This is a genomic window from Klebsiella sp. BDA134-6, from assembly GCF_015601345.1.
In the GTDB taxonomy this organism is placed as follows: Bacteria; Pseudomonadota; Gammaproteobacteria; order Enterobacterales; family Enterobacteriaceae; genus Klebsiella; species Klebsiella grimontii.
The window spans coordinates 5,668,350-5,692,547 of the sequence record NZ_CP064784.1; the positions used below are offsets into that span (position 1 = coordinate 5,668,350).

Genomic DNA, 24,198 nt, shown 5'->3' on the forward strand with positions numbered 1-24,198 from the left:
CTCCCGGGGGCGTTGCCCCATTCAGCCGGATATCGCTTATGTGGAGTCTCTATGTCCTGGTTACTCGAAATGAAAAACATTACTAAAACCTTCGGTACGGTGAAGGCGATCGATAATGTCAGTCTGCGGCTTAACGCCGGAGAAGTGGTCTCGCTGTGCGGCGAAAACGGCTCCGGTAAGTCCACGCTCATGAAGGTCCTTTGCGGAATATATCCGCACGGTAGCTATGAGGGAGAGATTATTTTTTCCGGGGAAACGTTGCGGCCGGGCCATATACGCGATACCGAGCGCAAAGGGATTGCCATCATTCATCAGGAGCTGGCGCTGGTAAAACATCTGACCGTTCTGGAGAATATTTTTCTCGGCGCGGAAATCTCCCGCCACGGTCTGCTGGATTATGAAACCATGACTTTGCGCTGCGAGAAGCTGCTGGCCCAGGTCAATTTAGCCATATCACCCGACACCCGCGTCGGCGATTTAGGCCTTGGTCAGCAGCAGTTGGTTGAAATAGCAAAAGCGCTGAACAAGCAGGTGCGGTTGTTAATTCTCGACGAACCCACCGCCTCATTAACGGAACAAGAGACGGCAATTCTGCTGAATATTATTCGCGATCTGCAAAATCACGGTATTGCCTGCATTTACATTTCCCACAAGCTCAATGAAGTCAAAGCCATCTCCGACACCATCTGCGTGATCCGCGATGGGCAGCATATTGGCACCCGCAACGCTGACGGCATGAGCGAAGATGACATTATCACCATGATGGTCGGCCGCGAGCTTACCGCCCTCTACCCGAGCGAAGCCCACAGCTGCGGCGAGGAAATCCTGCGGGTGGAGAACCTGACGGCCTGGCACCCGGTGAATCGCCACATTAAGCGCGTCAATGACGTCTCCTTCTCGCTACGGCGCGGCGAAATTCTGGGGATCGCCGGGCTGGTCGGCGCGGGCCGTACCGAAGCGGTGCAGTGCCTGTTCGGCGTCTGGCCGGGCCGCTGGCAAGGAAAAATCTTTATTGATGGCCAGCAGGTGACGATTCACAGCTGCCAGCAGGCTATTGCCCAGGGCATCGCCATGGTACCGGAAGACAGAAAGAAAGACGGTATTGTGCCGGTCATGGCGGTGGGTAAAAACATCACCCTCGCCGCGTTAAACCAGTTTACCGGTCCGCTGAGCAGTCTTGACGATGCCGGAGAGCAGCACTGTATTCAGCAATCCATCCAGCGTTTGAAGATCAAAACCTCATCGCCGGAGCTGGCGATCGGTCGCCTGAGCGGCGGCAATCAGCAAAAGGCGATCCTCGCCCGCTGCCTGCTACTGAACCCGCGCATTCTGATACTCGATGAGCCTACCCGCGGCATCGACATCGGCGCCAAGTATGAAATCTACAAGCTGATTAATCAGCTGGTGCAGCAGGGGATCGCCGTCATTGTCATTTCATCCGAGCTGCCCGAAGTGCTTGGCCTAAGCGACCGGGTGCTGGTGATGCATGAGGGTAAGCTGAAGGCTAATTTGATCAACCAGGGTCTGACCCAGGAACAGGTAATGGAAGCCGCACTGAGGAGCGAACGCCATGTCGAAGAACACGTCGTCTGAAATGAAACTCACCCCGTCTACTGCCGGCGCGCTGTCAGGGCTGAAGGGGATGAACCTCCAGGTATTCGTGATGATCGCCGCTATCGTGGCCATTATGCTGTTTTTCACCTGGACCACCGAAGGCGCTTATCTGAGCGCGCGTAATATCTCCAACCTGCTGCGCCAGACCGCTATCACCGGCATTCTCGCGGTCGGCATGGTGTTTGTGATTATTTCCGCCGAGATCGACCTCTCCGTGGGCTCAATGATGGGCCTGCTCGGCGGCGCGGCGGCAATCTTTGACGTCTGGCTCGGTTGGCCGCTACCGCTGACAATTGTGGTTACCCTGGTCCTGGGTCTGCTGCTGGGGGCCTGGAACGGTTGGTGGGTTGCCTATCGTAAGGTCCCCTCGTTTATCGTGACGCTCGCCGGGATGCTGGCATTTCGCGGTATTCTGATAGGCATCACCAACGGCACCACCGTCTCTCCCACCAGCCCGGCGATGTCGCAAATCGGCCAGAGCTATCTACCTGATGGTATTGGCTTTGGCATCGGCGTGCTGGGTATGGCGGCATTTATTATCTGGCAGTGGCGCGGCCGTATGCGACGCCAGGCTCTGGGCCTCTCCACGCCCGCCTCCGCCTCAACCGTTGGCCGTCAGACGATCACCGCCGTTATCGTGCTGGGCGCCATCTGGTTGTTAAACGACTATCGCGGCGTCCCGACGCCGGTACTGATCCTCGCCGCGCTGCTGCTGGCGGGCATGTTTATGGCCACCCGTACCGCGTTTGGGCGCCGCATCTACGCCATCGGCGGCAACCTGGAGGCCGCGCGTTTATCCGGTATCAGCGTGGAGCGCACCAAGCTGGCGGTGTTCGCCATTAACGGCCTGATGGTGGCGATCGCCGGGTTGATTCTCAGCTCGCGCCTGGGCGCCGGTTCCCCTTCCGCCGGCAACATCGCCGAACTGGACGCCATCGCCGCCTGCGTGATCGGCGGTACCAGCCTGGCCGGCGGCATTGGCAGCGTCGCGGGCGCAGTCATGGGCGCTTTCATCATGTCCGCGCTGGATAACGGCATGAGCATGATGGACGTCGCCACCTTCTGGCAGTACATCGTCAAAGGGGTCATTTTATTGCTCGCGGTGTGGATGGATTCAGCCACTAAACGTCGGAACTGAGGACAGTGAAAAAAAATGCCCGAATTATTTGCGCTACAGCCAAACTTAGGCACAAGTAACTTGAAATAATCCGGGCATTGGCCGGTATTGTATGGCCTGCAAGAGAGACCAGGAACAACACTATGTTTGAAAAGCGTCACCGTATTACGCTGTTATTCAACGCCAACAAGGCCTATGACCGTCAGGTCGTTGAGGGCGTTGGCGAGTATCTTCAGGCATCGCAATTGGAATGGGATATCTTCATTGAGGAAGATTTTCGGGCGCGGATTGAAAACATCAAGGAGTGGTTAGGCGACGGCGTCATTGCTGATTATGACGATCCGGAAATTGAAAATCTGCTGATCGACGTCAATGTGCCGATTGTCGGCGTTGGCGGCTCCTTCCACCGGCCGGAATGCTATCCGCCGGTTCACTATATCGCCACCGACAACGCCGCGCTGGTCGAGAGCGCCTTTCTACACCTCAAAGAAAAAGGCATCAACCGCTTCGCCTTTTACGGCCTGCCCGCTTCCAGCTGTAAGGGCTGGGCCGCCGAGCGCGAACACGCGTTTTGCCAGCTGGTCGCCAGAGAGAAATATCGCGGCGTGGTCTATCAGGGTCTAGAGACGGCGCCCGAAAACTGGCAGCATGCGCAAAACCGCCTCGCCGACTGGCTGCAAACCCTGCCGCCGCAAACCGGCATCATCGCCGTTACCGACGCCCGCGCCCGCCACGTATTACAGGCCTGCGAGCGCCTGCATATTCCGGTACCGGAAAAGCTGTGCGTTATCGGCATAGATAACGAAGAGCTGACCCGCTACCTGTCGCGCGTGGCCCTCTCCTCCGTTGCGCAGGGCACCCGTCAGATGGGCTACCAGGCGGCAAAGCTGCTGCATCGCCTGCTGGAGAATGAAGAGCTGCCGCTTCAGCGTCAGCTTATCCCACCGATGCGCGTGGTAGAACGCCGCTCCACCGACTACCGTTCGCTCACCGACCCCTCGGTTATCCAGGCGATGCACTATATTCGTAACCACGCCTGTAAAGGGATAAAAGTGGAGCAGGTGCTGGACGCCGTGGGCATTTCCCGCTCGAACCTGGAAAAGCGCTTCAAAGAGGAAGTCGGCGAAACCATTCATACGGTGATCCACAGCGAAAAACTGGAAAAAGCGCGCAGCCTGCTGGTATCGACCACCCTTTCGATTAACGAAATCTCACAGATGTGCGGCTATCCCTCGCTGCAGTATTTCTACTCGGTGTTTAAGAAAGAGTACGACGTGACGCCGAAGGAGTACCGCGACCGGCACAGCGAAGTGATGATGTAGCGCGCAAAGAAAAATGCCCGGGCTTACGCGCCGGGCATTAATAATGTCATGGATAATCCATTACATATGCGCGGCTATCAACCGCTGGTTATCCTGATACATCGCGAAGAGATAGTTGTTATAGCTCGACCCTTTGGTCGAATAGCCCTTCAGCTTATGAATCATCGTGCTGGCGGTCACTTCCTGATCGGCTTTACGCAGCTGCGCACGCGATTTACGGAATGACGAGTAGGCCGGATGCGTATTCAGATTTCGGACATAGGCCTGAACGGACTCTTCCACCGAATCAAACTGGGAGTAGCCCTTCACCGCGCCGCGGCAGTTTCCACCGCCACACTTCATACCAAACAGATTGTTGTTCACCCGCGCCAGCTTTGACGTTCCCCAGCCGCTTTCCGCCGCTGCCATGGTGGCAACCATGCTATTCGGGATAATGTCGACGCGCTCAAGCAACGAGTTCCATGGAATATGGCGAGTATTGCCGGACCACTTCACTTTATAGCGAGAGGCGATCTCTTTCAGTCGAGTACGCTCACTTGGCGACCAGCGCGCATCGTACTGCTTTGAAACAAGCCAGTTACGATCGGCGGTAATCACCTGATTCTGTTTCGTAATATAAGGCATTACCGTCCGGAGAAACGCTTTTTTCCTTGGTGTCCCGGAAGGGTATTTTCGCAAATCAGGAAGTGAACTGCTCTTTACACTATTGCGAGAATACTCTTGTTTACTGCTTACCTTGCTTACTTTAACGGTACTTTGCTTCTTAACGATTGGGGCTTTATGACTCGTTGTTGCTGTGTGTGTTGTTGCCAGCACACTACCTGAAAATATGCAGGTAAGTAACATGAGTATCGCGGCCCCATATCGTCGAATGGGAGTCGATATCATTAGGTCTCCTGGTCGGATGCAATCATTCCAACGCCTTGTTTTTCACAAAAAATCGATAGTTGAATCGCGAATAGTATCAAAAATACCCAGATGACGCACCCACAGAAATAGTCCAATTCCGAAAAGCTGTCATCTGAAATCGGTTTCCGCATCCTGACAACAGTACAAAAATGCGACTACCTTCTCATTTTTTGCTCATTTTTTGAACGCGATCACTCACCCTTTTCCATCCTCCCTGGAAAAGCGCCGCTGGGATGAGTTCATGGGACTGCCGGACGCGCAAACTGAACAAAAAACCGCACACAGGACTCCGGAATGAAACTCGCTGCGCTTGCGTCGCTGCTGTTGCCTGGGATGGCCTTCGCCGCCTGGACTACCGCAGATTTCCCCGCCTTTACCGAAGAAGGCACCGGCAGATTTATCAGTCAAAACGAGGTAGCAAAGGGTACGCGCCCTCTGCGGATTACGTTTGACCAACAGTGCTGGCAGCCTGCCGGCGCGATCAAGCTCAACCAGATGCTCTCTATGGAGCCTTGCCGCGATCCGGCGCCGCAGTGGCGCGTATTCCGCGATGGCCGCTATACACTGGAAGTCGATACCCGTTCAGGTACGCCAACCCTGATGGTCTCTCTGGAGGAGAAGCAGACCGCCGCCGCCGCGCCGCAGATGAAACAGTGTCCGAAATGGGATGGCAAGCCGCTCACCATTGACGTCAGCAAATCCTTCGCCGAAGGCAGTCAAGTTCGCGATTTCTACAGCGGCAATATCGCGACCGTCAGCGGCGGTAAAATTACCCTCCAGCCGGCATTCAACAGCAATGGTCTGCTGCTGCTTGAACGCGCGGAAACGGAAGCCGCCGCGCCGTTCAACTGGCATAACGCCACCGTCTATTTCGTCCTGACCGATCGCTTTGTCAACGGCAACCCGGCCAACGACAATAGCTATGGCCGCCACAAAGACGGCATGCAGGAAATTGGCACCTTCCATGGCGGCGACCTGCAGGGCCTGACCAGCAAACTGGATTACCTCCAGCAGCTCGGCGTCAACGCCCTTTGGATCAGCTCGCCGCTGGAACAAATCCACGGTTGGGTCGGCGGCGGTACGAAAGGCGATTTCCCGCACTACGCCTATCACGGCTATTACATCCAGGACTGGACGAAGCTGGATGCTAATATGGGGACGGAAGACGATCTGCGTCGCCTCGTCGATGAAGCCCACAAGCGCGGGATCCGCATTCTGTTCGACGTGGTGATGAACCATACCGGCTACGCGACCCTGGCCGATATGCAGGAGTTTCAGTTCGGCTCGCTGTACATCCAGGGAGATGAACTGAAAAAGACCTTCGGAGAGCGCTGGACCGACTGGAAGCCCCGCACGGGCCAAAGCTGGCACAGCTTTAACGATTACATCAACTTCAGCGACAAAGCCGGATGGGAGAAATGGTGGGGTAAAAAATGGATCCGCACCGATATCGGCGACTACGACAACCCCGGCTTTGACGACCTGACCATGTCGCTGGCCTTCCTGCCGGATCTGAAAACCGAATCCACGGAGCCATCCGGCCTGCCGAACTTCTATCGCCATAAGCCGGATACCGCGGCCAAAGCGATCCCCGGCTATACGCCGCGCGATTATCTGACCCACTGGCTGAGCCAATGGGTGCGCGATTACGGTATCGACGGCTTCCGCGTCGATACCGCCAAGCACGTCGAGCAGGCCGCCTGGCTGCAATTAAAAACTCAGGCCACTGAAGCGCTGGCGGAATGGAAAAAAGCCAATCCGGACAAAGCGCTGGATAACGCGCCGTTCTGGATGACCGGCGAAGCCTGGGGCCACGGCGTGATGCAGAGCGACTACTATCGCCACGGCTTTGACGCCATGCTGAACTTTGATTACCAGGATCAGGCGGCGAAAGCGACAAGCTGCCTGGCGAACATAGACCTCACCTGGCAACATATGGCGGAGAAGCTTCAGGATTTCAATGTGTTAAGCTACCTCTCCTCACACGATACCAGCCTGTTCCGCGAAGGCGGCAGCACGGCGGCGGAACTGCTGCTGCTCGCGCCTGGCGCAGTGCAGATCTTCTACGGCGATGAATCCTCACGACCGTTCGGTCCGACCGGCTCCGATCCGCTTCAGGGGACGCGTTCAGATATGAACTGGCAGGACGTCAACGGCAAAGCCGCGCGCAGCGTGACCCACTGGGAGAAACTGGGCCAGTTCCGCGCCCGTCACCCGGCGATTGGCATGGGTAAACAAACCACGCTATCGATGGCGAAAGGCTACGGCTTTATTCGCGAGAACGGCGATGACAAAGTGATGGTGGTATGGGCAGGTCAGCAGTAGCTTTCTGACCCATGGCTCCCCTGACGTTCGGGGGAGCCTTTTCAGGATAAACATCCAAAAATATTTTCTCTCACAGCATAAAAACAAAATATCTTCCTGATACCTCGATTTGCACCCTGTCTGCACTGGCGTTATGGTTACCCACTTTCCTGGAATACCGACAGACTAATCGCGATGACATTTTCACTTTTTGGCGACAAATTTACCCGTCATTCGGGCATCACCCGCTTGATGGAAGACCTCAATGACGGCCTGCGTACGCCGGGCGCCATCATGCTGGGCGGCGGCAATCCCGCACAGATTCCGGAAATGAATGATTACTTCCATAGCCTGCTGGCCGACATGCTGAACAGCGGCAAAGCCCTTGATGCGCTTTGTAATTATGACGGTCCGCAGGGTAAAAGCGAGCTGCTGGCCCTGCTGGCGCAGATGCTGCGTGATGAACTGGGTTGGGAGATCGAACCACAGAATATTGCACTGACAAACGGCAGTCAGAGCGCGTTTTTCTACTTGTTTAACCTCTTCGCAGGCCGTCGTGCGGATGGAACCACCCGTAAAGTGCTGTTTCCGTTAACGCCCGAGTACATCGGCTACGCCGATTCCGGCCTCGAAGAAGATCTGTTTGTCGCCACTCGCCCGAATATTGAGCTGCTGCCGGAAGGCCAGTTTAAATATCACGTGGATTTCGAACATTTGCAGGTCACGGACGAGACGGGAATGATCTGCGTTTCCCGCCCCACCAACCCAACGGGTAACGTGATCACCGACGATGAGCTGATCAAGCTGGATGCGCTGGCCAACCAGCACGGCATCCCGTTGGTGATTGATAACGCCTACGGCGTTCCGTTCCCGGGGATTATTTTCAGCGACGCCAGGCCGCTGTGGAATCCGAATATCGTGCTGTGCATGAGCCTCTCCAAGCTGGGCCTGCCGGGTAGCCGCTGCGGGATTATCATCGCAAACGAAAAAATCATCACCGCCATCAGCAATATGAACGGCATTATCAGCCTCGCCCCCGGTGGAATGGGGCCGGCTATGATGTGCGAGATGATTAAGCGCAACGATCTTCTGCGCCTGTCAGAAACGGTGATTAAGCCTTTCTATTACCAGCGCGTGCTGGAGACTATCGCCATTATTCGCCGCTATTTACCGGAAGATCGCTGCCTGATTCATAAGCCGGAAGGGGCGATTTTCCTCTGGCTGTGGTTTAAGGATCTGCCGATTTCTACCGAGTTGCTGTACCAGCGCCTGAAAAAGCGCGGCGTCCTGATGGTGCCGGGCGACTACTTCTTCCCGGGCCTGGATAAGCCGTGGCCGCACACGCATCAGTGCATGCGCATGAACTACGTGCCGGACCCGGCGAAGATTGAAGCGGGCGTGAAGATTCTCGCCGAAGAGGTTGAACGCGCATGGGGTGAACAGGGCGCGTAAACGGGCGCCAGAATCCTGAATAATCCAGATATATTCCCGGCTCGCGCTGCGCTCAGCCGGGCTACAGGCTTCCAGCGATCTGCGGACAGGTAGCCCGGACAAGGCGCGCAAGCGCCGCCTCCGGGAACACACCGTAAGAAGGCGTCATCGCTACATCGCCAGCGCCATCCGCTGGCGACGTTCAGCGGCTATTCTCTCCAGCTCCATCGGCTCCATGCAGCGCAGCGCCTGGGTCGGGCACGCCGCCACGCAGGCCGGGCCTTCTTCGCGATGGCTGCATAAATCGCACTTCAGCGCCTGTACGCCCTCCTCCACCCGCATCACGGTCATCGCGCCATAGGGACACGCCACCATACAGCTTTTGCATCCGATACAGCGGCGCTGATCCACGTGCCAGACCGCGTTTTCGCGGCGGATTGCGCCCTCGGGGCAGACGTTGGCGCAGGGCGCATCTTCGCACTGGCGGCACAGCGTCGCCGTCGAGAGTTCATCATTTTTCACCACGCGGATCCGCGGCGCAAAGCGCGCGGCGGAGACGCCAGAACAGTCCTGGTCCTGCTGATGGGACACCACGCAGGCGACTTCACAGGTACGGCAGCCGATGCACTTTTGCGCATCCGCGAGAATAAACCGGTTCATCCTTGCTCCATTGGGGATAAAAACGCAGAGTGCCAGAAAAAACCGCTTCCGCGCCTTGATCCTGAATGGAGTCAGCGGCGTTTTCTCTCAGATGCCCGGGATAATCTGGTCATCTGCCTTACCCTTCCCGCACGGAAAAGCCCAGTTCGCGGGAAATCGCCTCTGCCGTATCGCGCAGCGGCTTGAGTAAATTTTTCTCTCCCACCTGCTTGAGGCGCGATGTTGATAGAGAGATAGAAATGGCATAAGGCACGCGCCCATGGATATCGAAAACGGGAACAGCCAGGCACGATACGCCCAGCTCGTTCTCTTCCCTGTCCATCGCCATGTTTCGCTCGCGGATCTGCGCCAGCTCTAGATTCATGGCGGGTAACGTGGTGATGGTATTACGGGTGAGCTGCTGGATGATGTCCTGGTGCGTGTCCCAATAAGTCTCAACATAATCAGGGTGACCAAACGCCATGTAGATCTTCCCCATCGCCGAACAGTACAGCGGCATATGCTGACCAATATAAGCGCGCGTACGCAGCATGCCGGTGGTCGGCTCCAGCTTATAAATCAGGATGGCGTGGTCATCTTCACGGCTGGAGAAGTTCACCGTCTCGCCGGTGGCAAGATTGAGCGCCTCAAGATGCGGCGCCGCGACGTGGATAATATTCAGCGACGACAAAGCCTTTTGGCCAACGGCGATAAATTTTGTCGTCAGACGATAGCTCCCCGCCGCCGGGGCAGGCGTCACGTACCCGCAGGACTGCAGCCCCTGTAATAAGCGATGAACGGTACTTTTGTTCAATCCCGCCAATTCCGACAGGTGCGCCAACGGGCAGCCGTTCGGATAGTTACTCAAAATTTCTATCAACGTCAGGCCACGAAACAGGCTCTGACTTCCTGCTGGTTTCTCTTTTTCATCGTTCAGGTTCATCAGAAATACCCCTCCTTTTCCTGGCACTCAGATGGTAGCTCAAAGTGTGTTGTAGTTCACGATCTCAACATAAAAAGCATAACATTTTGATTTTAATGATTTTTAAAAAAGTTACATATCGTTGCCTTGTTAATTTTTGATCTATATATTTGGAATCAGGTTTCGCATTGTGAAATTTAGAGATAAAAAAACATACCATCATTTTTAAGAATCGACCAGGGGAGCTGGGATGAAAGTAACTTTCGCAGAGTTAAAAGAGGCCTTCTATCGTGTGCTACGGTCACGAAATATCACGGAAGAAACGGCGGACGAGTGCGCTGAAATGTTCGCCAGAACAACCGAGTCCGGGGTCTATTCCCATGGTGTTAACCGTTTTCCGCGTTTCATCCAACAGTTAGATAACGGCGACATTATCCCTGAAGCTAAACCGCAGCGGGTGACCAGCCTCGGCGCCATCGAACAATGGGATGCCCAACGCTCCATCGGCAACCTGACGGCGAAAAAGATGATGGATCGGGCCATTGAGCTGGCCTCCGGGCACGGTATCGGTTTGATCGCACTACGTAATGCCAATCACTGGATGCGCGGCGGCAGCTACGGCTGGCAGGCGGCGGAAAAAGGCTATATCGGCATTTGCTGGACCAATTCCATCGCCGTGATGCCACCCTGGGGCGCTAAAGAGTGCCGCATCGGTACCAACCCGCTGATCGTCGCCATTCCGTCGACGCCGATCACCATGGTGGATATGTCGATGTCGATGTTCTCCTACGGTATGCTGGAAGTTAACCGCCTTGCCGGCCGCGAACTGCCCGTGGATGGTGGATTCGACGATGAGGGTCATCTGACCAAAGAGCCTGGCGTAATCGAAAAAAATCGCCGCATTTTGCCAATGGGCTACTGGAAAGGCTCCGGTCTGTCCATCGTGCTGGATATGATAGCCACTCTGCTTTCTAACGGTTCCTCCGTTGCTGAAGTCACCCAGGAAAACAGCGATGAATATGGCGTTTCGCAGATCTTCATCGCCATTGAAGTGGATAAGCTGATCGACGGCGCAACCCGTGATGCCAAACTGCAGCGGATTATGGATTTCGTCACCACCGCTGAACGGGCAGATGAAAACGTGGCCATTCGTCTGCCTGGTCATGAATTTACGAAACTGCTGGATGAAAATCGTCGTAACGGCATCACCATTGACGATAGCGTCTGGGTTAAAATTCAAGCGTTGTAGGGAGTTAAAATATGATCTTTGGTCATATCGCGCAGCCGAATCCATGTCATCTGCCAGACGCGATTGAGAAAGCGCTTCATTTTTTACGCACCACAGACTTTCGCACGCACGAACCCGGCGTCGTGGAGATTGATGGTAAAAATATTTACGCGCAGATCATCGATTTAACCACCCGCGATGCCGCTGACAATCGTCCCGAGGTGCATCGCCGCTATCTGGATATTCAATTTTTGGCGTCGGGTGAAGAGAAAATCGGTATTGCTATTGATACCGGCAATAATGAAATAAACGAAGCCTTATTAGAACAGCGTGATATTATTTTTTACCACGATAGTGAGCATGAGTCGTTCATTGAAATGATACCGGGAAGTTACGCGATTTTTTTCCCGCAGGATGTTCATCGGCCAGGTTGTAATAAAAATATCGCTACGCCAATCAGGAAAATAGTCGTTAAAGTTGCAATAGCGGCTTTATAGAAAATTATTTTCAGGAGCACACTATGAATTCGAATAATACCGGTTACATTATCGGTGCGTACCCCTGTGCCCCCTCATTTCACCAAAAGAGTGAAGAGGAAGAGACGGAATTCTGGCGACAGCTCTCCGATACCCCAAACATTCGTGGGCTGGAGCAGCCTTGCCTTGAACATCTGCATCCACTCGGCGACGAGTGGTTATTGCGCCATACGCCGGGAAATTGGCAAATCGTTGTCACCGCCATTATGGAGACCATGCGCCGCCGCGGTGAAAACGGCGGCTTTGGGCTGGCGTCCAGCGACGAAGAGCAGCGCAAAGCCTGCGTGGAGTACTATCGCCACCTGCAGCAGAAGATCGCTAAAATCAATGGCAATACCGCCGGAAAGGTCATTGCCCTTGAGCTTCACGCCGCCCCGCTGGCGGGCAATGCCAACGTGGCTCAGGCGACCGACGCCTTTGCCCGTTCATTAAAAGAAATTACCCGCTGGGACTGGTCCTGCGAGCTGGTGCTCGAACACTGCGACGCAATGAATGGCCCCGCACCGCGCAAAGGATTCTTACCGTTAGAAAACGTGCTGGAAACCATTGCTGACTATGACATCAGCATCTGCATTAACTGGGCGCGTTCCGCCATTGAAGGGCAGAATAGTCGTTTGCCACTAACCCACGTGCATCAGGCCAAACGGGCAGGAAAGCTCGGTGCGCTGATGTTCTCCGGCACGACGCAGAGCGGAGAGTACGGCGCGTGGCAAGATCTCCATGCTCCATTCTCCCCTTTCTGCTCGCAAAGCCTGATGACCGAGAAACATGCCAGGGAGCTCATTACCGCCGCCGATCCCGATCCGCTGCGGTTTACCGGGATTAAATTGCTGGAAATCAATGCCAGCGCCGATATTAATCACCGCATTAGTATATTACGTGACGGTATTAATACTCTGGCGAAAGCCACCCAGCGGTTGACCTGACTCAAGTATTAAAATCTTAATTTACGACGAACAGCTCGTTTTTGTACCGGACCAAATATACAACAGGCATAAGAAGTTAAGTTCCAATATTCAGCGCAAAAAATATAAGTTCCACAACCTGATGGAGTCGTTATGAAGCGGGTACTTGAGGGCATACTTGCGGTATTAATTGCCGTACTTTCCTGCATTGTATTTATTAATGTGGTTTTACGTTATGGTTTTGAGAGCAGTATTTTATCAGTGGATGAATTATCTCGTTATCTCTTTGTATGGCTGACATTTATCGGTGCCATCGTTGCATTTATGGATAACGCTCACGTTCAGGTCACCTTTGTAGTGGAAAAACTCTCACCAGCGAATCAACGCCGTCTCTCGCTACTGACACATTCGCTGATTTTATTGTTATGCATCGCACTAGGCTGGGGCAGTTTGCAAAAAGCGATGCAGGACTGGAGCGATCACTCGCCAATCCTCGGTTTACCGATTGGCCTGATGTATATCGCTTGTCTGCCCACAAGCGTTGCCATCGCATTAATCGAACTGCGTCGGCTGTATCGCTTAATAACGCGTAACGATTCCTTTCAACAACCACAGCAAGGAGCCTAATCATGGCCGTGGTGATATTTCTCTGCTGCCTGCTCGGCGGGATCGCGATTGGTTTACCCATCGCCTGGTCGTTACTACTTTGCGGCGCTGCTCTGATGACATACCTGGATATGTTTGACGTGCAGATTATGGCGCAGACTCTGGTTAACGGGGCAGACAGTTTCTCCCTGCTGGCGATTCCTTTTTTTGTTCTGGCCGGGGAAATCATGAACGCGGGCGGCCTGTCAAAGCGAATCGTCGATCTGCCAATGAAGCTGGTCGGCCATAAACCCGGCGGCCTGGGCTACGTAGGCGTTATTGCAGCCATGATCATGGCCAGTCTTTCTGGCTCTGCGGTGGCGGATACCGCCGCGGTTGCCGCGCTGCTCGTGCCGATGATGCGTTCGGCAAACTATCCGATCAACCGCTCCGTTGGGTTAATCGCTTCCGGCGGGATCATTGCACCCATTATTCCACCCTCAATTCCTTTTATTATCTTTGGCGTTTCCAGCGGTCTGTCTATCAGCAAGCTGTTCATGGCTGGCATCGCACCGGGAATCATGATGGGCGCGGCGCTTATGCTCACATGGTGGTGGCAAGCCGGGCGATTAAATCTTCCCTCCCAGCCCAAAGCAACAACGCGTGAAATCTGGCAATCATTAGTTTCAGGCATCTGGGCGCTGTTTTTACCGGTGATTATCATCGGCGGCTTCCGTTCCGGGCTCTTCACGCCAACAGAAGCTGGGGCAGTTGCCGCGTTTTACGCCCTCTTTGTCGCCGTCGTTATCTATCGGGAATTAACGTTTTCCAGTCTTTACCACGTGCTGGTCAATGCTGCCAAAACAACCTCTGTCGTCATGTTTCTGGTCGCCGCGGCACAAGTATCCGCCTGGCTGATTACTATCGCGGAATTGCCAATGATGGTGTCAGATTTGCTGCAGCCGCTGGTCGACTCTCCGCGACTCTTATTTATCGTCATTATGATTTCAATTATGGTCGTGGGTATGGTGATGGATTTAACGCCAACGGTGTTAATTCTTACCCCCGTATTATTACCGCTGGTTAAAGAAGCAGGCATTGACCCTATTTATTTCGGAGTCATGTTCATCATTAACTGCTCTATAGGGTTAATCACACCGCCGGTCGGTAACGTTCTTAACGTGATATCCGGCGTAGCAAAATTAAAGTTTGATGACGCGGTGAGAGGCGTATTCCCGTACGTTGCCGTCCTGATGTCGCTGCTGGTTCTGTTTATTTTTATTCCCGAGCTAATTACCACACCGCTTAAATGGATTAATTAAAGGATAATATTATGAAATTACATGTTATTGCTCGTTCATTATTCATAGCTGGTCTGACAGTTTTCAGCATGTCGTCTCTGGCGGCGCAGTCTTTACGTTTTGGTTATGAAACACCGCAAACTGACTCCCAACATATTGCTGCGAAAAAATTTAACGAATTATTAAAAGAAAAAACCAATGGCGAATTGGCCTTAAAACTTTTTCCTGACAGCACATTAGGTAACGCACAGGCGATGATCAGCGGGGTGCGTGGCGGAACCATTGATATGGAAATGTCCGGTTCAAACAATTTCACCGGCCTGGCCCCGGTATTCAACTTACTTGATGTTCCATTCCTGTTTCGCGATACCCCACATGCGCATAAAACGCTCGACGGTAAAGTCGGCGATGAACTGAAAAAATCACTCGAGTCAAAAGGGCTAAAAGTTCTCGCGTACTGGGAAAATGGCTGGCGTGACGTTACTAACTCCCGTACGCCGGTAAAAACCCCTGCCGATCTAAAAGGGTTAAAAATTCGTACCAATAACAGCCCAATGAATATCGCGGCTTTTAAAATCTTTGGTGCGAACCCGATTCCGATGCCGTTCTCCGAAGTCTATACCGGGCTGGAAACCCGCACGATTGATGCCCAGGAACATCCTATTAATGTCGTCTGGTCGGCCAAATTCTATGAAGTACAAAAGTACCTTTCTCTGACTCACCACGCTTATTCTCCTTTGCTGTTGGTGATCAATAAAACCAAATTCGATTCTTTAAGCCCGCAGTTTCAGGAAGCGCTGCTAAGTTCCGCCAAAGAAGCCGGCGACTATCAGCGCAAACTGGTCGCCGAAGATCAGCAAAAAATCATCGACGGCATGAAGCAAGCCGGAGTGGAAGTTCTGACCGATATCGATCGTAAAGCCTTTAGCGATGTGCTCGGTAACCAGGTACGCGATATGTTCCTGAAAGACAGCCCTCAGGGCGCAGATCTCCTGAAAGCCGTTGATGAGGTGCAATGAGTTATGAGCGATTACTGGCTGGGGTTAGACTGCGGCGGAAGCTGGCTGAAAGCCGGATTGTATGACCGTGAAGGCCGGGAGGCAGGCGTAGAGCGCCTGCCGCTGCGCACGCTCAGTCCACAGCCGGGTAGAGCAGAGCGCGACATGTATGCGTTATGGCAACAGTGTGCTGCGGTTATCGCCACATTGCTCTCACGTACCGGCATCGACAATACCCGCATCCGCGGCGTAGGCATCTCAGCTCAAGGCAAGGGGCTATTTTTACTCGATAAAAATGACAAACCGCTGGGAGCGGCAATCCTCTCATCCGATAGGCGCGCGATGGGCATCATCCATCAATGGCAGCAGGATGGTATTCCGGAACAACTCTACCCCATTACCCGACAAACGTTATGGACCGGCCATCCGGTCTCCCTTTTACGCTGGATGAAAGACAATGAACCTCAGCGCTATGCGCAGATAGGCTGCGTCATGATGACGCATGACTATCTGCGCTGGTGCTTAACCGGCGTGAAAGGCTGCGAGGAGAGCAACATCTCCGAGTCAAACCTTTACAACATGGCCGCGGGCCAGTACGACCCGCGCCTGACCGAGTGGCTGGGCATCGGTGAAATCGATAACGCGCTGCCACCCGTTGTAGGGTCAGCCGAAATTTGCGGGGAGATCACCGCTCAGGCAGCCGCTTTAACCGGTCTGGCGGCGGGTACTCCCGTCGTTGGCGGCCTGTTTGACGTGGTCTCCACCGCCCTTTGCGCCGGGATTGAGGATGAATCGGCCCTCAATGCGGTAATGGGAACCTGGGCCGTCACCAGCGGGATCGCCAACGGTTTGCGCGAGCACGAAGCCCATCCTTATGTCTATGGCCGCTACGTCAATGACGGCCAGTATATCGTTCACGAAGCCAGCCCGACCTCGTCCGGCAACCTCGAATGGTTTACCGCCCAGTGGGGCGATCTCTCGTTTGCTGAGATCAATCAGGCCGTAGCCAGCCTGCCGAAAGCCGGTAGCGAGCTGTTTTTTCTGCCGTTTCTCTACGGCAGCAACGCCGGGCTGGAGATGACCTGCGGCTTTTACGGCATGCAGGCGCTGCATACCCGCGCCCACCTGCTGCAGGCGGTTTATGAAGGCGTGGTATTCAGCCATATGACCCATCTCAACCGTATGCGCGAACGCTTTACAAGCGTTCAGGCCCTGCGCGTCACCGGCGGCCCGGCGCACTCCGACGTCTGGATGCAAATGCTGGCGGACGTCAGCGGCTTACGCGTTGAACTGCCGCAGGTGGAAGAGACCGGCTGCTATGGCGCGGCCCTCGCCGCTCGCGTCGGCACTGGCGTATACCGCAGCTTTAGCGAAGCCCGGCACGCCCGGCAGCACCCGGTGCGCACGCTGCTGCCCGATATGACCGCCCACGCGCGCTATCAGCGCAAATACCGCCACTACCTGCATTTGATTGAAGCACTACAGGGCTATCACGCCCGTATTAAGGAGCACGCATTATGAGCCGACCATTACTGCAGCTGGCGCTCGACCACACCAGCCTTCAGGCTGCGCAGCGCGATGTCGCCCTGCTACAGGATCACGTTGATATTGTGGAGGCGGGCACCATCCTCTGCTTAACCGAAGGGCTTAGCGCGGTTAAAGCCCTGCGCGCCCAGTGTCCGCAGAAGATCATCGTCGCCGACTGGAAAGTCGCCGACGCCGGTGAAACCCTGGCGCAGCAGGCCTTTCGCGCTGGCGCCAACTGGATGACCATCATCTGCGCCGCGCCGCTCGCCACGGTCGAGAAAGGCCACGCCGTGGCCCAGGCCTGCGGCGGTGAGATTCAGATGGAGCTGTTCGGCAACTGGACGCTGGATGACGCCCGCGCCTGGTACCGTACCGGCGTCCATCAGGCGATTTACCATCGCGGACGCGATGCCCAGGCCAGCGGGCAGCAGTGGGGGGAGGCGGATCTGGCGCGCATGCAAGCGCTCTCCGACATCGGCCTTGAGCTATCGATCACCGGCGGCATTACCCCGGCGGATCTGCCGCTGTTCAAAGATATCAACGTCAAAGCCTTTATTGCCGGGCGTGCGCTGGCAGGCGCCGCCCATCCGGCGCGGGTTGCCGCCGAATTCCACGCGCAAATCGACGCTATCTGGGGAGAACAGCATGCGTAGCCACCCGTTAGGTATTTATGAAAAAGCGCTGGCGAAGGATCTCAGCTGGCCTGAGCGGCTGGTGCTGGCCAAAAGCTGCGGTTTTGATTTTGTCGAAATGTCGGTGGACGAGACCGACGAACGCCTTTCGCGCCTGGAGTGGACCCCGGGCCAGCGGGCATCGCTGGTGAGCGCAATGCTGGAAACCGGCGTCGCCATCCCCTCAATGTGCCTGTCCGCCCATCGCCGTTTCCCCTTTGGCAGCCGCGATGAAGCGGTACGCGATCGGGCGCGGGAGATCATGACCAAAGCCATCCGCCTGGCGCGCGATCTGGGGATCCGCACCATCCAGTTGGCGGGTTACGACGTTTATTACGAAGAGCACGATGAAGGCACCCGGCAGCGTTTTGCCGAAGGGCTGGCCTGGGCGGTAGAACAGGCCGCTGCCGCGCAGGTAATGCTGGCGGTGGAGATCATGGACACCGCCTTTATGAACTCCATCAGCAAATGGAAAAAGTGGGACGAGATGCTTTCGTCACCGTGGTTTACCGTCTACCCGGACGTCGGCAACCTCAGCGCCTGGGGAAACGACGTCACCGCCGAGCTGAAGCTGGGCATCGATCGTATCGCCGCCATCCACCTGAAAGATACGCTGCCCGTGACCGACGATAGCCCCGGACAGTTCCGCGACGTGCCGTTCGGCGAAGGATGCGTCGATTTTGTCGGCATTTTTAAGACGCTGCGCGAGCTGAACTACCGCGGTTCATTTTTGATTGAGATGTGGACGGAGAAAGCCAGCGAGCCGGTGCTGGAGATTATCCAGGCCCGGCGCTGGATTGAATCACGGATGCAGGAAGGGGGATTCACATGTTAGAACAACTGAAAGCCGAGGTACTGGCGGCAAACCTGGCGCTCCCGGCGCACGGACTGGTCACCTTTACCTGGGGCAACGTCAGCGCGGTCGATGAAACGCGCAAGCTGATGGTCATTAAGCCCTCCGGCGTCGAGTATGAGGTGATGACCGCCGACGATATGGTGGTCATAGAGATCGCCAGCGGTAGAGTCGTTGAAGGCGCTAAAAAACCCTCTTCGGATACGCCAACGCATCTGGCGCTTTATCGCCGCTATCCGCAGATAGGCGGGATCGTGCATACCCACTCCCGCCACGCGACGATCTGGTCGCAGGCCGGGCTCGATCTCCCCGCCTGGGGTACCACCCACGCCGACTACTTCTATGGCGCGATCCCCTGTACCAGACGGATGACCGTTGAGGAGATTAACGGCGAGTATGAGTATCAGACCGGCGAGGTGATTATCAAAACCTTTGAACAGCGCGGCCTGGATCCGACGCAAATCCCGGCGGTATTGGTCCATTCGCACGGCCCGTTTGCCTGGGGTAAAGATGCGGCCGACGCCGTACATAACGCCGTGGTGCTGGAGGAGTGTGCCTATATGGGGCTCTTCTCGCGCCAGCTGTCGCCACAGCTGCCGGATATGCAGTCTGAACTGCTCGATAAACACTATCTGCGTAAACACGGCGCAAACGCCTATTACGGACAAAACTAACACCTCGGGACTCCCCGGATCGCGGCTAACGCCTTATCAGGGCTACCGGCGGTCTGCGGTCCCGTAGCCCGGGCAGGCGCTTTGCGCCGCCCCCGGGGAAAGCGTGCAGGATGTTGCAGAATTCTCCCGGAGGCGATGCTGCGCATCAGTCCGAGCTGCCCGTCCCCGTCGGGAAAAGCCCATCAACCCTACGCCGAATTAATATGTTCCTTGCAGTAACGACGCTTCCACGCCGCCGGCGTCAGGCTGGTGTGCTTGCGGAAAATCTTGCGAAAATAGCCAACATCGTTAAACCCGCATTTCATCGCCACCTCGGTAAGCGACAGGGAATCGCTGATAAGCAGCTTTTCCGCCGCCCTTACCCGCTGACGGTGCAGCGCTTCGGTTAACGTCAGCCGGAAAACATGGCGATAAACGCGCCCCAGATAATCCACATTGCAGTGCAGCTCCTGCGCCAGTGTGGATGCGGAAAGGGGCAAATGAAACCGGGTACGAATGATTTGCTGCGCTCGCCACGCCAGCGCGTTACCGGGACTGTCGGCGGGCTGTTCGCCTGCTGCCGCCGAAATTTGCTGCAAAATCAGCAACAGAATCAGCTCCAGCGCCACGCTACGATGAATATTTTCCTGCTCGCGTAAGAATTGGCGGAACAACGAAATAATATACTGCGGGTCATTAAAGCGCATGTGTTGTGGAATAGAAAGCAGCGTATCACCCTCACCCGACATCACTTCAAAATGCAGCCAGTAGAATTTTAAATCTGCCGGAAACTGTCCGATCCCCACATGTAATCGCTGCGGCCAGAGCAGCAAACTGTCCCCGGCATTGACGCTAAAAATCTCGTTGTTTTCGCGAATCGTTAATGTCCCTTTTTCCACAAAGATTATTTCCCAGGAGTGAAGCCGGCGCGCCGGATGGCTGCCGACGCCGCGGGAAATAAACAATCCGCCGTTCTGCACTTTAATCGGAAGTGACATGGATAATTCAAGCATAGATATTCAATATTCCGCTTTTAATATCATTAACAACCCCTATTCCCTTTGATTATTCACGATAAAATAGCCGTCTGCTGGATCGAAATCACATTTTTAGCATCAGGTCGGAATCGTCCTCTTTTTATACTTTTCCCTTCCCTTGTTGCCCCCAACATTTGGTGCAGAATAAATAGCGTAATTTGCAAATAACACAATTAAAGCCCGCACTTCAGTGGGATATTATTCGCACATCCTCTCCGGGAGTTATTTATGACTTCGGCTCCGATTACCACAACTGATTTGGCACAGCGTGCCCAGGACGACAAATTATCCCTTCGGGAAAAAATAGGCTACGGACTCGGCGACGCGGGCGGGACGGTGATTACCTGCCTGATCATGAACTTTTTAACTTTTTTCTATACCGATGTCTTCGGCCTGACGCCCGCGCTGGTCGGGACCCTATTCCTGGCCCTGCGCGTTTTCGACGCTGTTTCCGACCCGATCATGGGCGTGCTGGCCGACCGTACCCAGAGCCGCTGGGGACGCTTTCGTCCCTGGCAGCTGTGGATTGCCGTGCCAATCGGCGTTATCGGCGTCCTGACGTTTACCGTGCCCGACGCCAGCATGGGGGTAAAAATCGCCTGGGCGTTCGGCACCTATCTGCTGCTGTCGGTGAGCTACACCGCGATTAACGTCCCCTACTGCGCGCTGATCAACACCATGACCACGCGCCATAGCGAGGTTATCTCATGTCAGGCATGGCGTTTTGTGCTGTGCGGCGTGGCGGGATTCTTAGTCTCCGTTGGGCTGCCGTGGCTGGTGACAGCGCTCGGCAAGGGCGATACCGCGCAGGGCTATCAGTACGGCGTCGGCGTACTCTGCGCCATCGCGGTGGCGATGTTCCTGTGCTGCTTCTTCTGGGTTCGCGAACGCGTCTCGCTGGATGTCATGGGGAAATTTACCCTGCGCGAGCACATCGCCGGGCTGCGTAAAAACGACCAGCTGCTGCTGATGCTGGTAATGTCGTTCCTGCTGATCAACGTTTTTAATATCCGCGGCGGCGGCTATATGTACTTCATCACCTACGTGCTGGGCGGCTCCACCGGCTACACCTCGCTGTTCTTCACCATGGTAACCTTCGCCTCGATTGCGGGCTCCGTGATCATCAACCTGCTCTCGCGCCGCTTCGATACCGTCAAACTCTACTACTACACCAACCTGGTGCTAGCCGCGCTGGCCGTGGCGATGTGGTTTTTGCCAACCGGGCAAGCGTACCAGACCCTGTGGCTGGTCGTCATTCTCGGTAACGGCATTATTCTCGGCTTTACCCTTCCGCTGCACTTTTCGCTGATGGCCTTCTCCGACGACTACGGCGAATGGAAAACCGGGGTGCGCTCTTCCGGGATGAACTTCGCTTTTAACCTGTTCTTTATCAAGCTGGCATGGGCTTCCAGCGCCGGCATTATCAGCGTCGTGTTTATCTACGTGGCTTATCAGCCGGGCGTGGAAAACCAAACGGCCTCATCCCTGGCGGGCATCTCCTCAATGGAGACCCTGCTGCCCGCCCTGTTCCATCTGATGCTGGCCTTCACTATTCGCGCCTGCAAGCTTAACAATCCTATGATGGCGCGCATTGCCACTGACCTGCGCACGCGTCACGTTCAGTCTTAAGGAGTCCGTCATGCCCGTTATGGAAGTCGATCTGCACAAACTGAAAATCAACGACCCGTTCCTCGGCCAGTACCAGCAACTGGTACGCGATGTCGTCATCCCCTACCAGTGGGATGCGCTTAATGACCGCATCGAAGAGGCGGACCCGAGTCATGCGATAGAGAACTTCCGCATCGCCGCCGGTCGACAGGAGGGCGAATTCTACGGCATGGTCTTTCAGGACAGCGACGTGGCGAAATGGCTGGAGGCGGTGGCCTGGTCGCTGTGCCAGAAGCCGGACGCCGGGCTGGAAAAAACTGCCGACGAGGTGATTGAACTGGTCGCGGCCGCCCAGTGTGAAGATGGCTATCTGAATACATATTTCACGGTCAAAGCGCCAGAGGAGCGCTGGACAAACCTCGCCGAATGCCATGAACTATACTGCGCCGGGCACATGATTGAAGCGGGCGTCGCCTTCTTCCAGGCCACCGGAAAACGTCGTCTGTTGGATGTCGTCTGCCGCCTCGCTGACCACATCGATAGCGTGTTTGGCCCCGGAGATAATCAGCTGCACGGCTATCCTGGCCATCCGGAAATCGAGCTGGCGTTAATGCGCCTGTACGACGTCACTCAGGAGCCGCGCTATATCGCGCTGGTGAAGTACTTCGTTGAGGCGCGCGGAACGCAGCCGCATTTTTACGATATCGAATATGAGAAGCGCGGCAAAACTTCTTACTGGAACACCTACGGTCCGGCGTGGATGGTGATGGATAAGCCCTACAGCCAGGCGCATCAATCGATTTCCGAACAGCCGGTCGCCATCGGCCACGCGGTCCGTTTCGTCTATCTGATGACCGGTGTTGCCCATCTCGCCCGTTTAAGTCAGGACGAGGGCAAGCGCCAGGATTGTCTGCGTCTGTGGAAAAATATGGCCCAGCGTCAGCTGTATATCACCGGCGGCATCGGTTCGCAGAGCAGCGGGGAGGCCTTCAGCAGCGACTATGACCTGCCAAACGACACGGTCTATGCCGAAAGCTGTGCTTCCATTGGCCTGATGATGTTTGCCCGCCGGATGCTGGAGATGGAAGCCGACAGCCAGTACGCCGACGTGATGGAGCGCGCGCTGTATAACACCGTGCTGGGTGGAATGGCGCTCGACGGCAAGCACTTCTTCTACGTCAACCCGCTGGAAGTGAATCCAAAATCCTTAAAATTCAACCATATTTACGATCACGTTAAGCCCGTCCGCCAGCGCTGGTTCGGATGCGCCTGCTGCCCGCCGAATATCGCCCGCGTGCTCACCTCGCTGGGGCACTATATCTACTCGCCGCACGACGACGCCCTGTACATCAACCTGTATGTCGGCAACAGCGTGGAGATCCCGGTCGGCAATGAGGCACTGCGCCTGCGCATCAGCGGCAACTATCCATGGCAGGAACAGGTGAAGATAGTCGTCGATTCATCTTCACCTGTGCATCATACCCTGGCCCTGCGCCTGCCGGACTGGTGCGATAAGCCGCAGGTGACGCTCAACGGCGTGCCGGTTACGCAGGACGTACGCAAAGGGTATCTGCACATCAGCCATCTCTGGCAGGAGGGCGACACGCTACAGTTAACCCTGCCGATGCCGGTGCGCCGCATTTACGGTAACCCGCTGGTGCGCCACCAGGCCGGTTTGGTCGCCGTCCAGCGCGGTCCGCTGGTTTACTGCCTGGAGCAGGCGGATAACGGCGAGCAATTGCATAACCTGCAGCTGCCGCGCGACGCCCGGTTTAGCACTGTAGAGGGCAAAGGGATTTTTGCCCGCAAGATACTTCTCCAGGCGCCTGGCTATAAGCAAACGGCGGAAGATGCCGAAAACCAGGCTCTGTGGAACTATGACCGTGCGCAGTCCTCCCGTCAGCCGCAAGTATTAACCTTTATTCCGTGGTTTAGCTGGGCCAACCGCGGCGAAGGCGAGATGCGTATCTGGGTGAACGAGACGGAAGCGTAAGTGTGAACATTCCCCGGTGGCGCTGTGCTTACCGGGGCTACAAGG

21 protein-coding genes are annotated in these 24,198 nt (G+C 55.5%); 17 read left to right on the forward strand and 4 right to left on the reverse strand.

The genetic code is table 11. The features are described 5' to 3' along the window. Nucleotides 1–51: 51 nt before the first annotated feature. From IYV58_RS26310 to xylR, 3 genes are all read left to right on the forward strand, one after another. Nucleotides 52–1,593, forward strand: a complete 1,542-nt coding sequence (locus tag IYV58_RS26310) for a xylose ABC transporter ATP-binding protein (protein WP_004126478.1) — start codon at nt 52–54, stop codon at nt 1,591–1,593. After that, nucleotides 1,571–2,752 carry a xylose ABC transporter permease XylH gene (gene xylH, locus IYV58_RS26315; protein ID WP_004126481.1) on the forward strand — a complete coding sequence of 394 codons (1,182 nt, stop codon included), beginning with the start codon at nt 1,571–1,573 and terminating at the stop codon, nt 2,750–2,752. The genes IYV58_RS26310 and xylH overlap by 23 nt, the downstream gene beginning before the upstream one ends. 122 nt (nt 2,753–2,874) lie before the next feature. Further along, complete coding sequence (gene xylR, locus IYV58_RS26320) at nt 2,875–4,053, forward strand: D-xylose utilization transcriptional activator XylR (protein WP_004126484.1); 1,179 nt, start codon at nt 2,875–2,877, stop codon at nt 4,051–4,053. A gap of 60 nt (nt 4,054–4,113) precedes the next feature. Here the strand turns inward: xylR and IYV58_RS26325 are convergent, their stop codons facing one another. Then, entirely contained in the window at nt 4,114–4,941 is an 828-nt protein-coding gene (locus IYV58_RS26325) for a protein bax (RefSeq protein ID WP_071988248.1), read from the reverse strand. A 315-nt stretch (nt 4,942–5,256) separates the two neighbouring features. On the opposite strand from IYV58_RS26325, the gene IYV58_RS26330 reads away from it, so the two are divergent. Together IYV58_RS26330 and avtA are read left to right on the forward strand one after the other, a co-directional pair. Continuing rightward, nucleotides 5,257–7,287, forward strand: a complete 2,031-nt coding sequence (locus tag IYV58_RS26330; protein WP_049113632.1) for an alpha-amylase — start codon at nt 5,257–5,259, stop codon at nt 7,285–7,287. A gap of 174 nt (nt 7,288–7,461) precedes the next feature. Further along, nucleotides 7,462–8,718 carry a valine--pyruvate transaminase gene (gene avtA, locus IYV58_RS26335; RefSeq protein ID WP_123828667.1) on the forward strand — a complete coding sequence of 419 codons (1,257 nt, stop codon included), beginning with the start codon at nt 7,462–7,464 and terminating at the stop codon, nt 8,716–8,718. A gap of 150 nt (nt 8,719–8,868) precedes the next feature. On the opposite strand, the gene IYV58_RS26340 is transcribed toward avtA, so the two are convergent. Continuing rightward, nucleotides 8,869–9,357: a 4Fe-4S binding protein gene (locus IYV58_RS26340; protein WP_004126493.1), complete on the reverse strand. Its 489-nt coding sequence runs from the start codon at nt 9,355–9,357 to the stop codon at nt 8,869–8,871. 118 nt (nt 9,358–9,475) lie between these two features. Then, the gene (gene yiaJ / locus IYV58_RS26345) at nt 9,476–10,279 is read right to left on the reverse strand and encodes an IclR family transcriptional regulator YiaJ (RefSeq protein WP_004126495.1); all 804 of its coding nucleotides are present in this window, start codon (nt 10,277–10,279) and stop codon (nt 9,476–9,478) included. Nucleotides 10,280–10,508: 229 nt separating this feature from the next. On the opposite strand from yiaJ, the gene yiaK reads away from it, so the two are divergent. The 10 genes from yiaK to araD all read left to right on the forward strand — a co-directional run bounded on the left by yiaK (nt 10,509) and on the right by araD (nt 19,536). Beyond that, the gene (yiaK, locus tag IYV58_RS26350) at nt 10,509–11,507 is read left to right on the forward strand and encodes a 3-dehydro-L-gulonate 2-dehydrogenase (RefSeq protein WP_195729334.1); all 999 of its coding nucleotides are present in this window, start codon (nt 10,509–10,511) and stop codon (nt 11,505–11,507) included. Nucleotides 11,508–11,518: 11 nt separating this feature from the next. After that, on the forward strand, nt 11,519–11,983 hold the full coding sequence (locus tag IYV58_RS26355; protein WP_004126501.1) for a YhcH/YjgK/YiaL family protein: 465 nt from the start codon (nt 11,519–11,521) through the stop codon (nt 11,981–11,983). A 23-nt stretch (nt 11,984–12,006) separates the two neighbouring features. Then, a complete protein-coding gene (locus tag IYV58_RS26360) occupies nt 12,007–12,948 on the forward strand; it encodes a DUF4862 family protein (RefSeq protein ID WP_170100844.1) in 942 nt (313 codons plus the stop codon). Between the two features lie 132 nt (nt 12,949–13,080). After that, nucleotides 13,081–13,554, forward strand: coding sequence for a 2,3-diketo-L-gulonate TRAP transporter small permease YiaM (gene yiaM / locus IYV58_RS26365; RefSeq protein WP_004126507.1), 474 nt, complete (start codon nt 13,081–13,083; stop codon nt 13,552–13,554). Nucleotides 13,555–13,556: 2 nt separating this feature from the next. Then, nucleotides 13,557–14,834, forward strand: coding sequence for a 2,3-diketo-L-gulonate TRAP transporter large permease YiaN (gene yiaN, locus IYV58_RS26370; RefSeq protein WP_004126509.1), 1,278 nt, complete (start codon nt 13,557–13,559; stop codon nt 14,832–14,834). Nucleotides 14,835–14,845: 11 nt separating this feature from the next. Further along, nucleotides 14,846–15,832, forward strand: a complete 987-nt coding sequence (gene yiaO / locus IYV58_RS26375) for a 2,3-diketo-L-gulonate TRAP transporter substrate-binding protein YiaO (RefSeq protein ID WP_004126515.1) — start codon at nt 14,846–14,848, stop codon at nt 15,830–15,832. Nucleotides 15,833–15,835: 3 nt separating this feature from the next. Then, nucleotides 15,836–17,332: an FGGY-family carbohydrate kinase gene (locus IYV58_RS26380; RefSeq protein WP_142470214.1), complete on the forward strand. Its 1,497-nt coding sequence runs from the start codon at nt 15,836–15,838 to the stop codon at nt 17,330–17,332. Beyond that, nucleotides 17,329–17,991, forward strand: coding sequence for a 3-keto-L-gulonate-6-phosphate decarboxylase UlaD (gene ulaD / locus IYV58_RS26385; protein ID WP_049113623.1), 663 nt, complete (start codon nt 17,329–17,331; stop codon nt 17,989–17,991). Before IYV58_RS26380 ends, ulaD begins: the two co-directional genes overlap by 4 nt. Beyond that, entirely contained in the window at nt 17,984–18,844 is an 861-nt protein-coding gene (locus tag IYV58_RS26390) for an L-ribulose-5-phosphate 3-epimerase (RefSeq protein ID WP_004126521.1), read from the forward strand. Before ulaD ends, IYV58_RS26390 begins: the two co-directional genes overlap by 8 nt. Further along, nucleotides 18,838–19,536 (forward strand): L-ribulose-5-phosphate 4-epimerase, encoded by a 699-nt coding sequence (araD, locus tag IYV58_RS26395; RefSeq protein ID WP_004126523.1) that lies wholly within the window; start codon nt 18,838–18,840, stop codon nt 19,534–19,536. The genes IYV58_RS26390 and araD overlap by 7 nt, the downstream gene beginning before the upstream one ends. 188 nt (nt 19,537–19,724) lie before the next feature. Here araD and IYV58_RS26400 read toward each other — a convergent pair whose 3' ends face one another. Next, nucleotides 19,725–20,528 carry an AraC family transcriptional regulator gene (locus IYV58_RS26400; RefSeq protein ID WP_195729335.1) on the reverse strand — a complete coding sequence of 268 codons (804 nt, stop codon included), beginning with the start codon at nt 20,526–20,528 and terminating at the stop codon, nt 19,725–19,727. 252 nt (nt 20,529–20,780) lie between these two features. Here IYV58_RS26400 and IYV58_RS26405 point away from each other — a divergent pair, with 252 nt between their 5' ends. Both IYV58_RS26405 and IYV58_RS26410 read left to right on the forward strand, forming a co-directional pair. Then, a complete protein-coding gene (locus IYV58_RS26405; protein ID WP_195729336.1) occupies nt 20,781–22,181 on the forward strand; it encodes an MFS transporter in 1,401 nt (466 codons plus the stop codon). 10 nt (nt 22,182–22,191) lie between these two features. Then, the gene (locus IYV58_RS26410) at nt 22,192–24,153 is read left to right on the forward strand and encodes a glycoside hydrolase family 127 protein (RefSeq protein ID WP_049113620.1); all 1,962 of its coding nucleotides are present in this window, start codon (nt 22,192–22,194) and stop codon (nt 24,151–24,153) included. The last annotated feature ends 45 nt before the right edge of the window (nt 24,154–24,198 follow it).